Source organism: Actinoplanes sp. URMC 104 (assembly GCF_051386375.1).
Lineage (GTDB): Bacteria > Actinomycetota > Actinomycetes > Mycobacteriales > Micromonosporaceae > Actinoplanes.
Map to the genome: position 1 here is coordinate 2,709,014 of NZ_JBPQTO010000011.1, position 14,938 is coordinate 2,723,951.

14 protein-coding genes are annotated in these 14,938 nt (G+C 74.2%); 5 read left to right on the forward strand and 9 right to left on the reverse strand.

Annotation, left to right across the window (positions count from 1 at the left end):
• Window positions 1-100: 100 nt before the first annotated feature.
• Window positions 101-1,492: a serine hydrolase domain-containing protein gene (locus ACSNN8_RS38460; RefSeq protein ID WP_436655274.1), complete on the reverse strand. Its 1,392-nt coding sequence runs from the start codon at window positions 1,490-1,492 to the stop codon at window positions 101-103.
• Window positions 1,493-1,543: 51 nt separating this feature from the next.
• Here ACSNN8_RS38460 and ACSNN8_RS38465 point away from each other — a divergent pair, with 51 nt between their 5' ends.
• Window positions 1,544-3,919 (forward strand): beta-glucosidase family protein, encoded by a 2,376-nt coding sequence (locus tag ACSNN8_RS38465; protein WP_436655276.1) that lies wholly within the window; start codon window positions 1,544-1,546, stop codon window positions 3,917-3,919.
• Here the strand turns inward: ACSNN8_RS38465 and ACSNN8_RS38470 are convergent.
• A complete protein-coding gene (locus ACSNN8_RS38470; protein WP_436655278.1) occupies window positions 3,908-4,741 on the reverse strand; it encodes a LysR family transcriptional regulator in 834 nt (277 codons plus the stop codon). The genes ACSNN8_RS38465 and ACSNN8_RS38470 overlap by 12 nt on opposite strands.
• A gap of 70 nt (window positions 4,742-4,811) precedes the next feature.
• On the opposite strand from ACSNN8_RS38470, the gene ACSNN8_RS38475 reads away from it, so the two are divergent.
• The gene (locus tag ACSNN8_RS38475) at window positions 4,812-5,555 is read left to right on the forward strand and encodes an SDR family NAD(P)-dependent oxidoreductase (RefSeq protein ID WP_436655280.1); all 744 of its coding nucleotides are present in this window, start codon (window positions 4,812-4,814) and stop codon (window positions 5,553-5,555) included.
• On the opposite strand, the gene ACSNN8_RS38480 is transcribed toward ACSNN8_RS38475, so the two are convergent.
• Together ACSNN8_RS38480 and ACSNN8_RS38485 are read right to left on the reverse strand one after the other, a co-directional pair.
• On the reverse strand, window positions 5,552-7,279 hold the full coding sequence (locus ACSNN8_RS38480) for an ABC transporter ATP-binding protein (RefSeq protein ID WP_436655282.1): 1,728 nt from the start codon (window positions 7,277-7,279) through the stop codon (window positions 5,552-5,554). The genes ACSNN8_RS38475 and ACSNN8_RS38480 overlap by 4 nt on opposite strands.
• Window positions 7,276-8,835: an ABC transporter transmembrane domain-containing protein gene (locus ACSNN8_RS38485; RefSeq protein WP_436655284.1), complete on the reverse strand. Its 1,560-nt coding sequence runs from the start codon at window positions 8,833-8,835 to the stop codon at window positions 7,276-7,278. Before ACSNN8_RS38485 ends, ACSNN8_RS38480 begins: the two co-directional genes overlap by 4 nt.
• Window positions 8,836-9,041: 206 nt before the next feature.
• Between ACSNN8_RS38485 and ACSNN8_RS38490 the strand changes: the two genes are divergently transcribed.
• Both ACSNN8_RS38490 and ACSNN8_RS38495 read left to right on the forward strand, forming a co-directional pair.
• Complete coding sequence (locus tag ACSNN8_RS38490) at window positions 9,042-9,416, forward strand: S-adenosylmethionine decarboxylase (protein ID WP_436655286.1); 375 nt, start codon at window positions 9,042-9,044, stop codon at window positions 9,414-9,416.
• Window positions 9,417-9,419: 3 nt separating this feature from the next.
• Window positions 9,420-10,268 carry a hypothetical protein gene (locus tag ACSNN8_RS38495; RefSeq protein ID WP_436655288.1) on the forward strand — a complete coding sequence of 283 codons (849 nt, stop codon included), beginning with the start codon at window positions 9,420-9,422 and terminating at the stop codon, window positions 10,266-10,268.
• Window positions 10,269-10,493: 225 nt separating this feature from the next.
• Here the strand turns inward: ACSNN8_RS38495 and ACSNN8_RS38500 are convergent, their stop codons facing one another.
• Together ACSNN8_RS38500 and ACSNN8_RS38505 are read right to left on the reverse strand one after the other, a co-directional pair.
• On the reverse strand, window positions 10,494-11,222 hold the full coding sequence (locus ACSNN8_RS38500; RefSeq protein ID WP_436655290.1) for a 16S rRNA (uracil(1498)-N(3))-methyltransferase: 729 nt from the start codon (window positions 11,220-11,222) through the stop codon (window positions 10,494-10,496).
• 24 nt (window positions 11,223-11,246) lie between these two features.
• The gene (locus ACSNN8_RS38505; protein ID WP_436655292.1) at window positions 11,247-11,705 is read right to left on the reverse strand and encodes a carboxymuconolactone decarboxylase family protein; all 459 of its coding nucleotides are present in this window, start codon (window positions 11,703-11,705) and stop codon (window positions 11,247-11,249) included.
• A 122-nt stretch (window positions 11,706-11,827) separates the two neighbouring features.
• On the opposite strand from ACSNN8_RS38505, the gene ACSNN8_RS38510 reads away from it, so the two are divergent.
• Window positions 11,828-12,652, forward strand: coding sequence for a sigma-70 family RNA polymerase sigma factor (locus ACSNN8_RS38510; protein WP_436655294.1), 825 nt, complete (start codon window positions 11,828-11,830; stop codon window positions 12,650-12,652).
• Between the two features lie 118 nt (window positions 12,653-12,770).
• Here the strand turns inward: ACSNN8_RS38510 and ACSNN8_RS38515 are convergent, their stop codons facing one another.
• The 3 genes from ACSNN8_RS38515 to ACSNN8_RS38525 are packed head-to-tail and all read right to left on the reverse strand — an operon-like array spanning window position 12,771 to window position 14,937.
• Window positions 12,771-13,718, reverse strand: coding sequence for a quinone oxidoreductase family protein (locus tag ACSNN8_RS38515; RefSeq protein ID WP_436655296.1), 948 nt, complete (start codon window positions 13,716-13,718; stop codon window positions 12,771-12,773).
• On the reverse strand, window positions 13,715-14,077 hold the full coding sequence (locus ACSNN8_RS38520) for a hypothetical protein (protein ID WP_436655298.1): 363 nt from the start codon (window positions 14,075-14,077) through the stop codon (window positions 13,715-13,717). The genes ACSNN8_RS38515 and ACSNN8_RS38520 overlap by 4 nt, the downstream gene beginning before the upstream one ends.
• Window positions 14,074-14,937: an extradiol ring-cleavage dioxygenase gene (locus ACSNN8_RS38525; protein ID WP_436655300.1), complete on the reverse strand. Its 864-nt coding sequence runs from the start codon at window positions 14,935-14,937 to the stop codon at window positions 14,074-14,076. Before ACSNN8_RS38525 ends, ACSNN8_RS38520 begins: the two co-directional genes overlap by 4 nt.
• Between the last annotated feature and the right edge of the window lies 1 nt (window position 14,938).

Consider the following 14,938-nt stretch of genomic DNA (forward strand, 5'->3'; position numbering starts at 1 on the left):
CCTCCGCCACCTGCTCTCGTTCTCTTCGTCGCCTGCGGTGAGGCGGCGTACTGAAGGATCGTGCCATCCTATCCGCTCGGCTGCCGCAACGCCGATGCCATTACTCCGGGCCGTCGCAGGCCGCGCCGCCGTCGAAACCCTCCTGCCCGCGGGTGACGCGGTAGGTCGCCCAGTGCATCCGCACGACGGTCCCGGACTCGTCGCGGGTCAGCCGCAGCAGCTCGCCGGTCTCGCGGCCGCTGACGGTCCGCAGCACGTCCGGCCGGTCGGGCAGCGGCTCGAAGATCGCGGGCGGGACGTCGGGGGCGAGATCGGCGGCCCGGGCCTGCAGCGCCCCGTCGTGCCAGGAGAACACGAACGGGGTTCCCTCGCTGTACCAGTGGCCGAGGATCGAGCGGTACGCCCGGGGGGCGGGCGCGGCGATGCGCCAGGGCCGGATCCCCGCGGGGTCCAGCTCGACGGCCTGGCGCAGCAGCTCGTGCGCGAGCTCGCCGATGACCCGGGACGTGCCGGACGAGCCGAGCACCGCGCAGCTCAGGCCGTCGGGCACGCCGTCGCCGCCGCGCCGCCCGTACGCCGAGGCCAGGAACCCCGGCATGGCGCCGTCGTGACCGATGTGGGTGACGAACCGTCCCTGCGGCTCGATGATCACGCCCAGCCCGAAGCCGGTCTGCCAGAGCGCCTCGTTGGTGACGGTGCCGGGGAAGCGCATCTCCTCGACGGTGGCGGCGGCCAGCACCCTGCCCTGCGGGTCGGTGGTCGCCGGGTGGGTGAGGAAGGCGGCCCAGGTGGCCATGTCGCCGGCCGTGCTCCAGAGCTGGGCGGCCGGGGCGACGCCGCCGAGGTCGGTGCGCGGCTCGGGGCGGGCCGCGTCGGAGAAGTCGTCGACCACGTAGCCGACGGCGGCCTGCGCGGGCGGCTGCAGCGTGGTCGCGGTCAGGCCGAGCGGGCGCAGCACGCGGTCGGTGACGACGTCGGCCCAGGCGCCGCCGCGCAGCTTGGCGACGAGCTGGCCGAGCACCGCGAACCCGAGGTTGGAGTAGTGGAAGCGCCGCGCGTTGGGCAGCACCCGTTCGGCCCGGTCGAGCTCGGCGAGCACCGCCTCGTCGCCCGGCGCCTCGAGCGTGTCCCAGATGTCGCCGTACGGCTCCCGCTGGAAGCCCGCCGTGTGCGAGAGCAGCCGCCGGATCGTCGCGTCGCCGTGCGCGGGCACCTGCAGGTGCCGGGCGATCGGGTCGTCGAGGTCGAGCAGGCCGTCGTCGCGGCACTGCATCACCAGCACCGCGCTGAACGTCTTGGTGATCGAGCCGATCCGGAAGCGGGTGTCCGCGCCGAGCGGGTGGCCGGGGTTGCCGGAGTCGCCGACGGTGAACAGCCACGGCTCGCGGTCGGCGCGGCGCAGCGCCACCGAGAGCGCGGGCACGCGGCCGTCGGCCTGGGCCCTGCGGACGAGGCGTTCGTAGCGGGCGGAAGGGTGCCGAGGTGTCTCCACCTGCGTGATCCTAAGGTGGCTCCGGTGAACACCATTTATGGGAGCGTGCCCATGGCGGATGTCGAGCAGCTTCTCGCGCAGCTCAGCCTCGAGGAGAAGGTGTCGCTGCTGGCGGGACAGGACTTCTGGTCGCTGCCGGCGATCGAGCGGATCGGGTTGCGGTCCCTGGTGATGTCGGACGGGCCGATCGGCGTACGGGGCACCGGCTGGGCGCCGGACGACCCGTCGATCGCGCTGCCGAGCCCGACCGCCCTGGCCGCGGCGTGGGACGTGGAGCTGGCGGAGCGGGCCGGGCGCCTGCTGGGCCAGGAGTCGCGGCGCAAGGGCGTGCACCTGCTGCTCGGCCCGACCGTCAACCTGCACCGCACCCCGCTGGGCGGCCGGCACTTCGAGTGCTACTCCGAGGACCCCCTGCTCAGCGGCGAGATCGCGGTGGGCTTCGTGCGCGGGGTGCAGCAGCACGGCGTGGGCACGACGGTGAAGCATCTGGTGGGCAACGACTTCGAGACCGACCGGATGGAGGCCGACGTCCGCATCGGCGACCGGGCGCTGCGCGAGATCTACCTGGCGCCGTTCGAGCGGGTCGTCCGCGCCGGCGGGTGGGGCGTGATGAGCGCCTACAACGGCGTGAACGGCCGGTCGATGGCGCAGAACGGCCCGATCCAGGACGAGATCCTCAAGCGCGAGTGGGGCTTCGACGGGGTCGTGGTCTCCGACTGGCGGGCCGCCCGCTCGACCGTCGGGGCGGCGCTGGGCGGGCTCGACATCGCGATGCCCGCCCTGGAGAACCCGTGGGGCGACAAGCTGGTGGCCGCGGTGCGCTCGGGTGAGGTCCCCGAGGAGGTCGTCGACGACAAGGTGCGCCGGGTGCTGCTGCTGGCCCAGCGGGTGGGCGCGCTCGACGGCGGCCCGGCCGTGACGCCGCCGGCGGACCTGGACGGCGACGCGGTCGCGCACGAGGTCGCCGCGCGCTCGTTCGTGCTGGTGCGCAACGAGAACTACACGCTGCCGCTGGAGCCGGCCGCGCTCACCAGGGTGGCCGTGATCGGCGCCCTCGCGGCCGACGCGCGGGTGCTCGGCGGCGGCAGCGCCCAGGTCTCCCCGCCGCACGTGATCTCGCCGCTGGACGGGCTGCGCGAGCGGCTCTCCGGCGTGGACGTCGAGTACGCCGTCGGCGCCGACCCGCGCCCGTTCCTGCCCGCCGCCCACGGCCCCGGCTGGGCGCCCACCACGGTGACGGTCGGCGACCACACGTTCCTGGTCGACCCGGCCGCGGTGCGCTGGATCGGCTCGCTGCCCGGCGGCCTCGACCCCGCCGACGTCGACGAGATCCGCCTCGAGACGACGTTCACGCCCGACGCCGGGGGCGAGCACACGTTCGCCGTCTCCGGGTTCGGCACGTTCGAGCTGACCGTGGGCGACGAGCTGCTGTACTCGGGCTCGCTGCACCCGCCGACCGCGACCCGCGCCGACCTGCTGCTGTCCCCGCGCGAGCAGCGCGTCACCAAGCGGCTGGAGGCCGGGGTGGCGGTGCCGGTCGTGCTGCGGCAGACCATCGAGCGTGGCCTCGCCCACTCGATCGCGACCACGCTGGGCCACCGCCCGCCTTCGCCGGACGAGGACGGGCTGATCGAGGAGGCCGTACGGCTGGCGGCCGGCTCGGACGTCGCCGTGGTGGTGGTCGGCACGACCGAGCAGGTGGAGTCCGAGGGCTTCGACCGGGCGTCGCTCGCGCTGCCCGGCCGGCAGGACGAGCTGGTGTCGCGGGTGGCCGCGGCCAATCCCCGTACGGTCGTGGTGGTCAACGCGGGCTCGCCGGTGCTCATGCCGTGGGCCGGCGAGGTGGCTGCCACGCTGCTCACCTGGTTCCCCGGGCAGGAGGCCGGGGCCGCGCTCGCCGACGTGCTGCTCGGCAGCGCCGAGCCGGGCGGGCGGCTGCCCACGACCTGGCCGCGGCTGGAGGAGGACTGCCCCGTGCTCGCGGTCGAGCCGCGCGACGGCGTGGTCGCGTACGAGGAAGGGGTCTTCGTCGGTTATCGCGGCTGGCTGCGGTCCGGGGTGGCGCCGCTGTACGCGTTCGGGCACGGCCTGGGCTACACGACGTGGCAGTACGACGAGCTGGTGGCGACCGGGACCGAGGCCGTCGTGACGCTGACGAACACGGGCGCGCGGGCCGGGCGCGAGGTGGTGCAGCTCTATGTCGGACCGTCGCCGGTGGACCCGTCGCGGCCGGAGCGCTGGCTGGCCGGCTTCGCGAACGTCGAGGCGTCGCCGCAGGAGACGGTCACCGTACGGATCCCGCTGTCCCCGCGCACGTTCGAGGTCTGGGAGGACGGCGGCTGGGTGCGCAAGGCGGGCGACTACCGCGTGGTCGCCGCGCACGCGCTGGACGACCCGCGCCTGACCGTGACGCTGTCAGTCGACTGATCCGACGGCGGCCCGGACGAACGCGGCCACCTGCCGGGACGTGCTCGCCTGCGGCCACGCGACGACCAGCGTGGCCGAGCCCGCGTCCACCACCGGCCGGCGCACCACCCCCGGCGGCAACCGGTCGCCCATCGGCTCCGGCACGAGGGCGACCATCCGGCCGAGCGTGACGAGGTGCAGCAGCTGGTTGCTGTCGGCGACCGGCAGCCCGCTCACTCCGGCCCGCGACTCCGGCCAGCGGGGCAGGGTCTCGCCGCGCAGATCCGCCATCGACACGGCGTCCCGGGCGGCGAGCCGATGGTCCTCGGCGAGGATCACGACCTGCCGGTGCGTGTGCAGGTCGTCGCTGTCCAGGCCGGTGAGGTCGTTCTGCGGGCGGTGCAGCAGGGCGATGTCGGCGCGGCCGTCGCGCACCATGGCGGCGCGCACCCCCATGCTGAAGGCGAGGTCGACGGGGAGCGCGCCGGCGGTGGCGGCGTACCGGTCGAGGATCGTGCGCAGCAGGCGGGCGTCGCCGCCGGGCTTGAGCGCGAGGACCAGCGACGGCGCGGTGGCGGCGGCCCGCTTCGTCCGCCGGATGGCCGCCGACACCGCGCCGAGCGCGCCACGGCCCTCGGCCAGCAGCACCTCGCCGGCCGGCGTCAGGTGCACCTCGCGGCTGGTGCGTTCCAGCAGCGTGACCCCCATCCGCCGCTCCAGCAGACGGATGGCCCGGGACAGCGGCGGCTGCGCGATGCCCAGCCGCCGCGCGGCGCGGCCGAAATGGAGCTCCTCGGCGACCGCGACGAAGTAGCGCAGCTCCCGGGTCTCGACGTCGTCCATACAGCGAGGGTATCGACCGAGACCCGGCCGGTCCTGGCCCCGGCCGGGCGGCGGTGGTGGGCTCGAGATCATGAACGAGTCGAGGATCGCCCTGGTCACCGGGGCGAACAGGGGAATCGGGCGGGCCGTCGCGGACCGGCTCGCCGGGCTGGGGACGACGGTGCTGATCGGGGCGCGGTCGCCGGAGCGCGGCGTGGACGCCGCGGAGAAGATCCGCGCCGCGGGCGGGACCGCGTACGCGATCGGTCTCGACGTGACCGACGAGCGGAGCGTGGCAGCAGCGGCCGGGGAGATCGGGGAGCGGTTCGGCCGGCTGGACGTGCTGGTCAACAACGCCGGAATCGCGGGTGACCCCGCCGGGCAGGTGGCCGGCGCGGCGCGGCTCGACGGGATCCGGGCCGTGTTCGAGACCAACCTTTTCGGCGTGGTCGCGGTGACCGAGGCGATGCTGCCGCTGTTGCGCCGATCGGCGCGGGCGCGGATCGTCAACGTCTCGAGCGGCACCTCGTCGATGGGCTGGACGACCGACGCCACCCACTACCTGAGCCGGGTGCCGGGCTCCTTGGGCTACCCGGTGTCCAAGGCCGCGCTGAACATGCTGACGGTGCAGTACGCGAAGTCGCTGGCCGCCGACGGCATCCTGGTCAACGCGATCGCGCCCGGAGCGTGCGACACCGACTTCGCCCGGGGTCTGGGCGTCGAGCTGACCCGGACGGCCGAGGACGGCGCCGCGATCGTCGTCCGCCTGGCCACGCTGGGCCGCGACTGCCCGACCGGCGGCTTCTTCGACGACGACGGCAAGGTGCCGTTCTAGCCCCGGGACTGCCAGGCCGACCAGAGCGTGGCGTAACGGCCGCCCGCGGCGACCAGGCCGTCGTGGGTGCCCTCCTCGACCACGAAGCCCTGCTCGAGCACCACGATCCGGTCGGCCCCGGCGGCCTGGGTGAGCCGGTGCGCGACCAGCAGCGTGGTGCGACCCTTGGTGGCGGCCAGCGCCGACTCCTCCAGCTCGCGGGCGCCCGCGCTGCCGGCCTCCGCGGTGGCCTCGTCGAGGATCGCGACGGCCGGGTCGAGCAGCACGAGCCGGGCCAGCGCGAGCTGCTGCGCCTGGGCCGAGGTGAGCGGGTGGCCGCCCTCGCCGACCACCGTGCCGAGCCCGTCGGGCAGGGCACGGGCCCAGGCCAGCGCGCCCACCTGGGCCAGCGCCGCCTCGGCGGTCTCCTCCGTGGCGTGCGGCCCGGCCAGGCGCAGGTCCTCGATCAGCGGGCCGGCGAAGACGTGCGTCTCCTGGCTGATGATCGCCACGACGCCGGGCGCCAGCTGGTCGACCGGCACGCCGCCCACGGTGGCCGTGCCGGTGTCCGGCCGCAGGATGCCGGCCGCGATCGAGGCCACCGTGGTCTTGCCCGCCCCGGTCGAGCCGACCAGCGCGACCCGCTCCCCCGGCGCCACGTCCAGGCTGATCCCGCGCAGCACCGGCACCTGCCGCTCGTACCCGAAGGTCACGTCGCGCAGCAGCAGGCCGGCGGAGGCGGGCGTGCGCGTGCCGGCGGGCGCCACCGGCAGGGTCCCGACCCCGACCAGCCGGGCCAGGCCCGCCCCGGCCGCCTGGATCTCGTCGAAGGTGAACAGGATCATCGACACCGGGTTGAAGAGGCGGTGGAACAGCACGGCGGCCGCCGCGGTCTCGCCGACGGTTACCCAGCCGGCCCGGACGAACCAGAAGCCGGCCACCAGGATCGTTGCAAGCCCCAGCAGCTCGGCCCGGCTGATCCGGCCCACGAACCGGGTGAACAGCGCGAACACCCCGACGGACAGGTCGCGCGCCCGGGCCGAGGCGTGGTCGATCGCCTGGAGGTGGCGGCGTTCCAGGCGGTACGCGTGCACCGTCCGCACGCCCTGCAGGCTCTCCATCAGCAGCTGGGAGCGCGCGCCCACCGCGGCCCGCTCGGCGGCGTAGATCGGCGCCGACCGCGGCAGGTACCAGCGCAGCGCGAGCAGGTAGCCGGGCATGGCCGCGAGCCCGGCCAGGCCGAGCCGCCAGTCCAGCCCGAACATCGCGACGACGCTGAGCAGCGCGAGGAACAGCGCCGAGAACACCGTCGGCATGACCTCGGCCGCCGCCGTGCCCACCGCGGCCACGTCCGCGCCGACCCGGGCCAGCAGGTCGCCGCGCCCGGCACGGTCCAGGGTGGTCACGGGCAGCCGCAGCGCCACGCCCACGGCCTGTTCGCGCAGGGCGGCCAGGATGCGCTCGCCGAGCCGGCTGACCAGCGTCGTGGTGGCGCCCGCCGCGATCCCGCCGAGCAGGGCGATGCCGGCGACGAGCACCCCGATCGGCACCAGCGCGGTGGAGGCGGCGCCGTCGCGGACCAGGTCCACGAGCAGCCCCAGCGCGGTGACCGGAACCACCGACGCGCCCGCCGCGCCGAGCCCGGTGGCGACCGTGGACACCACCTCGAGCCGGCGGGTGAGCAGCTGGCGGGCCAGCCACGACCAGGTCTGGCGCGGGGTCGCGACGGGAAGAGCCTGGATCACCGCAGCACCGCCGCCCGGTAGCCGTCGTCCGTGGCGGCCAGCGACGCGTGCGTGCCGGTGGCCACGATCTCGCCGTCGCGCAGCACCACCACCCGGTCGGTGACCGCGAGCAGCGCCGGCGAGGTGGTGACCAGCAGCGTGCCCAGTTTTGAGCCGGGACCGTGGCGCAGGTCGCGGATGCCGCGGGCGATCGCGTGCTCGGTGACGGCGTCGACCGCGGTGGTGGGCTCGTGCAGCACCAGCAGCCGCGGCCGGGCCAGCAGCGCGCGGGCCAGCGCCAGCCGCTGCCGCTGGCCGCCGGAGAGCGCCGCGCCGCGGTCGGCGATCGCGTGGTCGAGCCCGTCCGGGTGGGCCGCCACCACGTCGTCGGCCGCCGACGCGCGCAGCACCGCGGGCAGGTCGCCCGCCCGGGTGTTCAGCAGGTTCTCGCGGATCGTGCCGCTGAACAGCTCCGGCAGGTGCGGCGCCACCAGCACGTCCGGCGACCCGTCGTCGAACAGCTCGACCAGCGCGCCCGCGTCCGGCTCGGCGACCACCCCCACGCACTCGCCGTCGAACGGCGGGATCGGGTTGCGGACGGGCGGCCGGTCGGCGGGCCTGCAGCCGAGCACCGCCTCGATCCGCTCGGCCGACGCGCGCGACGAGGCGAACCAGCCGGGCGCCGCGGACAGCGTGGCGAACGGCTCCCCCAGGAACGCGGCGAGCCCGATGACCGTCACCAGCTCGCCCGCGGTGATCCGGCCGGTCAGCGCGAACCAGCCGGCCAGGATCGCGATGCCGCAGGCCACCAGCGTGCTGACCGTGTCGGAGGCGGCCTGGAACCAGCCCAGCGTCTTCGCCGCCCGCAGCGTCGCGTCCAGCGACTCGCGGCTGACCTCGCGGTAGCGGTGTGCGGCGGCGTCCTGCCCGCCGATGCCGCGCAGCGGCCGCAGCCCCGTGACCAGGTCGGTGGCGAGCGAGGCGGCCCGGCCCGCGACCTCCTGCCGGGTCGCGACCCGCCGGGTGATCCGCGGAGCGGCACGCTGCAGGGCGACCAGCACCACCGGGGTCCCGACGAGGACCACCAGACCCAGCGGTACGGAGATCAGGCACAGCCCGACCGCGCTGACCACGGTGGCGACCAGCGCCCCGACCAGCCGCGGCAGATAGTCGAGCAGGTACGACGTGGTGTCCGCGTCGGTGGTCGAGATGGTGAGCACGTCGCCAGTGCGCACCCCGGCGCGCGGGTCGAGCACCGTGGCCGCGACCTCCAGCCGCAGCCGGTGCGCCTCGTCGGCGATGGCCCGCATGAGCTGCCGTGCGCCCGTACGGTAGGCGACCGTCAGCACCAGGAACAGCGCGGCGAGCGTGCTCACCCAGCAGGCCAGCATGCCCAGCTGCTGGGTGGCGACCGCCCGGTCGACGATCACGCCGATGAGGATCGGCACGAGCGCCTCGCAGCCCTGGTGCACCCCGATCAGCACGCTGCCCGCGGCGACCCGGCCGCGGTTGCGCCGCAGCGCCCGCCAGAGCAGGTTCACCGCCGCCGTCGCACGGCCGGGCCGCCCGTCGTCCACAGGAATCCTCGTCCTGGATCGAGACTCATCGAGTATCGACCTTGGCCCGCCCGGGCCTGCAGATCAAGACCACCCCGACGGCCGGCTCGACGGCTCACGGCCCGCGCCTTAACTCTCTGTGACTATTGCCGCTTTTACAGAGAGTAACTTTCGCCTACAGTAGGACACGTCCGATTTCCCCGATACGCCCGCTAGGACGCTTTCTCATGTCGCTGACGCTCCCCACGGCCGGTAACGGTTACCGCGATCTCGCCCCGATGATCCACAGGCAGCGACTGGTGGTGGAGGGGTACCCGACGTACGTGATCACCGACGAGCACATCAAGGACTACCTGAGCAACCTGTCGGTGGTGACCGACATGATCACGCTCATCGAGCCGGTGACCCACGTGAGCGACCTCTACGGCTGGGCCGGCTGGATCCACTGGGAGACCTCCGGCGCCCACTTCTACTCGTGGGAGCGGCCCGTCCCGTTCTTCAGCGTCGACGTCTACACGTGCAAGGCTTTCGACCCCGCCGACGTCGTGGCTTTTACGCAGAGTTACTTCCGCACCACTGAAATCGTCGCGAAGGGATTCTGAGCCGTGCCCTACGACCTCGACGCCTCCCGGGTGGCCCGGCTGTCCGCCGTCGCGCTCGCCACCCACCCCGGCACCGGCCGCTTCGTGGCGCTCGCCGTCGGCCCCTCCGACCCGCTGGCCGACGTGGCCCGCACCGTCGAGCGGCAGGTCTTCGAGGCCGCCTTCGGCAACGACGCCACCACCATGGCCGCCGAGTACGGCGACTACGAACGGCACAGCATCTTCTTCGTCGTGCTCGACCGCGAGACGCGCCGCCCCGCGGGCGCCGGCCGGGTGATCGACGGCGGCGGCAAGACCCTCGACGACGCGCCCGACCGCATCGGCCGCGACCTGTCGGCCATCGTCGAGGCCCACGACCTGCAGGACGGCGGCAAGATCTGGGACTTCGCCACCGTGGGCGTGCTGCCGGAGTACCGCGGCGGCAAGTCGGGCCTCGAGGTGAGCTCGCTGCTCTACCGCACCTTTTTGCAGGCCGGGCACCGGGCGGGCGTACGGCACGTGGTGACCCTGCTCGACCAGCGCGCCTACCGCAACATGCTGCTGCTCGGCGTCCCGTTCCAGGCGATGGCCGGCTCCGAGCCGTTCGCCTACCTGGGCTCGCCGTCGACGCGGGCGCTGTACGTGCCCTTCGCCGCCCTCGAACCGGCGATGGCCGAGCAGAGCCGCCGCCTGCGCCGCCTCGCGGGCTCGTTCGCCGGCGAGATCCGCGCCCGCGGCCTGCGCCGCGTGCTGGTGCGCCGCATCGCCGCCCGCATCTGCGACCAGGTGGCCACCGGCGAGGGCCTCAACGAGCACATCACCCTGCCGGGCCTGGAGCGCCGCCGCTTCCGCAGCCTCAAGACCCGCCGCTAGCCGCCCGCCCAGCCCGCCCAGCCCACCCGCCCAGCCCGCCCAGCCCGCCCAGCCCGGGGGCCGCCGCCCACGGTAGGCCATGTCAAGCCGCCGCGGCAGCTTATCCACAGCGGCCCGGCAAGCGCGCCGACGGCTGTGGACGACCGAGCTGTGGACGACCGAGCTGTGGACAACCGAGCCGGACGACCGGGCTGTCGACCGACCGGGCTCCGGGCGACCAGCGACCTACCAGCGGCCGAGCCGCGCCGAAAGCACCGACAGGGCCGCAACCCCGGCGGTCGACGTGCGCAGCACCTCGGGCCCGAGCCGTACGACGGTGGCGCCGGCGGCCGTGAAGGTTGCCAGTTCCGAGTCGCTGATGCCGCCCTCGGGCCCGACCACGAGCACGATCTCGCCCGCCCCCGGCAGCGGCACGGAGGTCAGCCGCTCGGTCGCCTCCTCATGCAGGACGAAGGCGTGCGGCCCCAGCCGGGCGGCGACCTGCTTGGTGGAGCAGTCGGGATCGCCGCCGACGACCGGCAGCCACGTACGGCGGGCCTGTTTGGCGGCCTCGCGCGCGGTGGCGGCCCACTTGTCGCGGGCCTTGAACCCGCGGTCGCCGCGCCACTGGGCCACCGAGCGCGACGCCGCCCACGGGACGATCTCGTCGACGCCGATCTCGGTCATCGCCTGGACGGCGAGCTCGCCCCGGTCGCCCTTGGCGATGCCCTGCACGACCACCAGCCGCGGGTCGGCGGCGGGAACGGACTGCCGGGAGACGATTTCGACCTCGACGCTGCCCTTGCCGACCGCGGTCACCCGGCCGGTCGCGCTGCCGCCGCGGCCGTCGGCGAGCAGCAGCGTCTCGCCGGCCCGCAGCCGCTGCACGGTGGCGGCGTGATGACCCTCGGGCCCGTCGAGCAGGAACGACGCGCCCGCGGGCAGGGCGTCGACCAGGAAGAGCGGCGCAGACACCCGCGTACGCTATCGGACCGGCGCTCAGCCCCAGTGCTGCGGCGCCTGCTGGCGGGTCGTGACGTTGATGCGGTTGAAGAAGTTCGTCACGGCGATCCACAGCACGATCGCGGCCAGCTGGCGGTCGTCGAAGTGGCGGGCGGCCTCCGCCCACACCGCGTCGGGCACGGCGTCCGGGGTGTCGGCCATCCGGGTGGCGTGCTCGGCCAGGTCGAGCGCGGCCCGTTCGGCGTCGCTGAAGAACGGTGTCTCGCGCCAGACCGCGACGGTGAACAGCCGCTCGTCGCTCCAGCCGTTCTTGCGGGCGTTGCGGGCGCCCGACTCGACGCACGGCGCACAGCCGTTGATCTGGCTGCCGCGCAGGTGCACCAGCTCGAGGACGTCCGGGTCGACGCCCGCCGAGTGGGCCGACTTGTAGAGGATGTTGATGGCCTGCATCGTGTCGGGCAGCAGTCCGGCGGGGTTCTCCAGGCGAGCCTGCATGAGGGTCTCCTCCGACTTTCTCGCGGCGGCGCGTCACATCGGCGCGCTCTCGTCCGTCGCACCACTGACGGAGACGAGCGGGCCGATGTGACAGCTGTGACGCGGGCCACAAGGAGGAGCGCATGAACGACCTGGAACGGTTCGAGGCGAGCCGGCCGCGGCTGCGGGCCGTGGCCTACCGGATGCTCGGCTCCACGGCCGAGGCCGAGGACGCCGTGCAGGAGGCCTGGCTGCGGCTGAACCGGACCGGCGCCCGCGAGATCGACAACCTGGACGCGTGGCTCACCACGGTCGTCGGCCGGGTGTGCCTGGACATGCTGCGCTCCCGGGCATCGCGCCACGAGTCCGTTCTGGAGGACGGGCCGGCGAACGGCGGACCCGAGGAGGAGGCGTTGCTGGCCGACTCGGTCGGGCTGGCGCTGCTGGTCGTCCTCGACACGCTGACCCCGGCCGAGCGGCTCGCGTTCGTGCTGCACGACCTGTTCGCGGTGCCGTTCGACGAGGTCGCGCCGATCGTGGGGCGCTCGCCCGAGGCGGCCCGCCAGCTCGCCAGCCGGGCCCGCCGCCGGGTCCAGGGACGTCCGGCCGACCGGCCCGCCGGCCGCGAGGTCGTCGACGCGTTCCTGGCCGCCTCGCGCGACGGCGAGTTCGCGACGCTGCTGTCCTTGCTCGACCCGGACGTGCGGCTGCGGGTCGACGACTACGCCCGGCAGCGGATGGGCACGGCCGTCGAGCCGCAGGGCGCCGACGCGCTGGCCCGGTTCTTCACCGGCAAGGCCCGCAACGCCCACGCCGCGCTCATCGGCGGGTCGCTCGGCATCCGGGTCGCCCCGGGCGACGACACGCTGCTCGTCGTCGTGTTCACGATGGCCGGGGGCCGGATCACCGCGATGGACGCCGTCGGCGACCCGGCCCGCCTGCGGGAGCTGGAGATCCTGCCCCTGTAGGCGTTATTGACGGCCCACGGATAGAGCCCGCCCTCCCTTGGGGGACCCCCCGTCCGATTGTCGCGGCTCTTGCCGATCTTCGCGGAGCGGCCTGTGGACAGACCACGATTGTGGACAACTAGAAAGCCAGCACGACCCGCCCGCCCCCTCGACGCGACCAGGCCGCTTCCACTTCCCCGAACGGCACCACCTCGTGCGCCACCGTGAGCCGCCCCGCCGTGGCATGCTCGGCCACCACGCCGAGCGACTCGGCCCGCTCACCCACCGACAGCGCGTTGTTGGTGTAGCCGAGGATCCGCAACGAGCCGCTGCGCAGCGTCACCGAGTCGAGCGGCGCGGTCGCCCCGGCCGAGCTGCCCAGGTTGACGAGGCGACCGCGCGGGCGCAGCACCCGCAGCGCGGCGGCGGCCGGCACCCCGAAGACGGGGTCGAGCACGAGGTCGACGAGCCCGGTGACGGCGCGCAGCCGCTCGGCCAGCGCGGCCGGGTCGTCGTCGGGCAGCAGCGGCACGGCCTGTTCGGCGCCGAGCTGCCGGGCCCGTTCGAGCGCCGCCTCCGACCGGGCCACGGCGATCACGCGGGACGCGCCGGCGAGCAGCGCGAGCTGGATCGCGGCCTGCCCGACCACCCCACCGGCGCCGAGCACCACGACCACCTCGCCCTCGGCCAGCCCGCCGGCGCGGGTCAGCGCGGCGTGCGCGGCCACGGCGGACAGCCCCAGCGCGGCGATCAGGGTGAGCGGGGCCTCGGGCGGCAGCGGGACCACGTCGACGTACGGGATGGCGACCTCGGCGGCCATGCTGCCGTCGCCGGGCCGCATGCCCGCCGAGGTGGCGAACCAGACCGGTGTGCCGTCGTCGCGGTGCCCCACGCCCTGCACCCCGGGCACGTACGGCGTGGCGGGCGGCCCGAAGTAGCTGGTCCCGCTCGCGCACAGCACGTCCAGCGGGGTGATCGGCGCCGCCGCGACCCGGATCGGCACCTCGCCCGCGTGCGGCACGGGCGGGCGCCGGTGCTCGACCGACGGCGGCCGGCCGCACACCCGCAGCACGGCCGCCGGCATCATGTCGCGATGTCCGGGTACGGCAGGTCGAAGTGCGCGAGCCGGGCCCCGTACGCCTTCTGGTACTGCAGCGGCTCGGTGTTGTCGCGCTCGAACATCGCGATGAACAGCGTCAGCGTGAGGAACGGGTGCGCGCCGAGCTCGAAGAGGCGCACGTGGTCGTGTGCCACCAGGGCCGCCCGCTCGTCGTCGGTGAAGCGCAGCCAGGTGCTCGACTCGCCGGCGACGCAGTTGAGCAGCGTGTTGGCGAGCGAGGCCTCCCACCACGTCACGAGCTCGCGGGGGTCGGAGCGGTAGCGCTCGACGAGCGCGGGGTCGCGGTCCACCGTGTACAGGAACTTGTTGAGCAGGTACTTGCTCATGCCGGCGCTCCGTTCGGGTACCAGGTGAAGTACGCCTCCATGGTGTGGAACAGGTCGAGCGTGTCGACGTGGTCGGCCTTGGCCCCGGCGCCGGCCACGCCCATCATCAGCATGAAGTCCATGAACCCGTGGGTGGCGTTGCCCGGCGAGTGCAGGCTGTCCAGCGTCACCTCGCGCAGGCAGTTGTCGAGGTCGCCGGTCGCGATCCACTCGACGGCCCGCCGGTCGAACTCGGGGTCGGGGCCGTGCGGACCGAACTGCCGCGGCCCGCCGAGCTCGAGCGACAGGTGACCGGTCCCGATGATCGCGACTCTCAAAGAGGACGGCCACTGCTCGACGATCTCGCGGATGGTCTCGCCGAGCTTGACGAACCGCGAGGGCTGCGGCAGCGGCGGCGCGAAGATGTTGGTGTAGATCGGCACGATCGGCAGGTCGGCCTCGGGCCGCAGCGTGATGATCGGGCAGGTGATGCTGTGGTCGATCCGCAGCTCGTTGCTGAACGCCAGGTCGAAGCCCGCGTCGAGGCCGGCGCGCAGCACGTGGGCCGAGAGGTCCTCCTGGCCCTTGAGCAGCATGCGCGGCAGCCCGAACTCGCGTTCCTCGTTGTACCAGTTGGCGTCGTAGAACGGCGCCTTGCCGACCAGGAACTGCGGCATGTTGTCGAGCCACAGCTGGTGGAAGTGGTCGGAGCCGACCATGACCAGCACGTCCGGGTTGGCGCGGGTCAGCGTCTCGCGGAAGGCGAGGATCTTGCGGGTCCACTCGTCGGCGAACGGGGGCCGGTCCTCGCCGGTGGCGGTGCTGGCCCGGTAGTAGAACGGGTGGTGGGTGGAGGCGATGACCGCGACGATGCTGGCCATT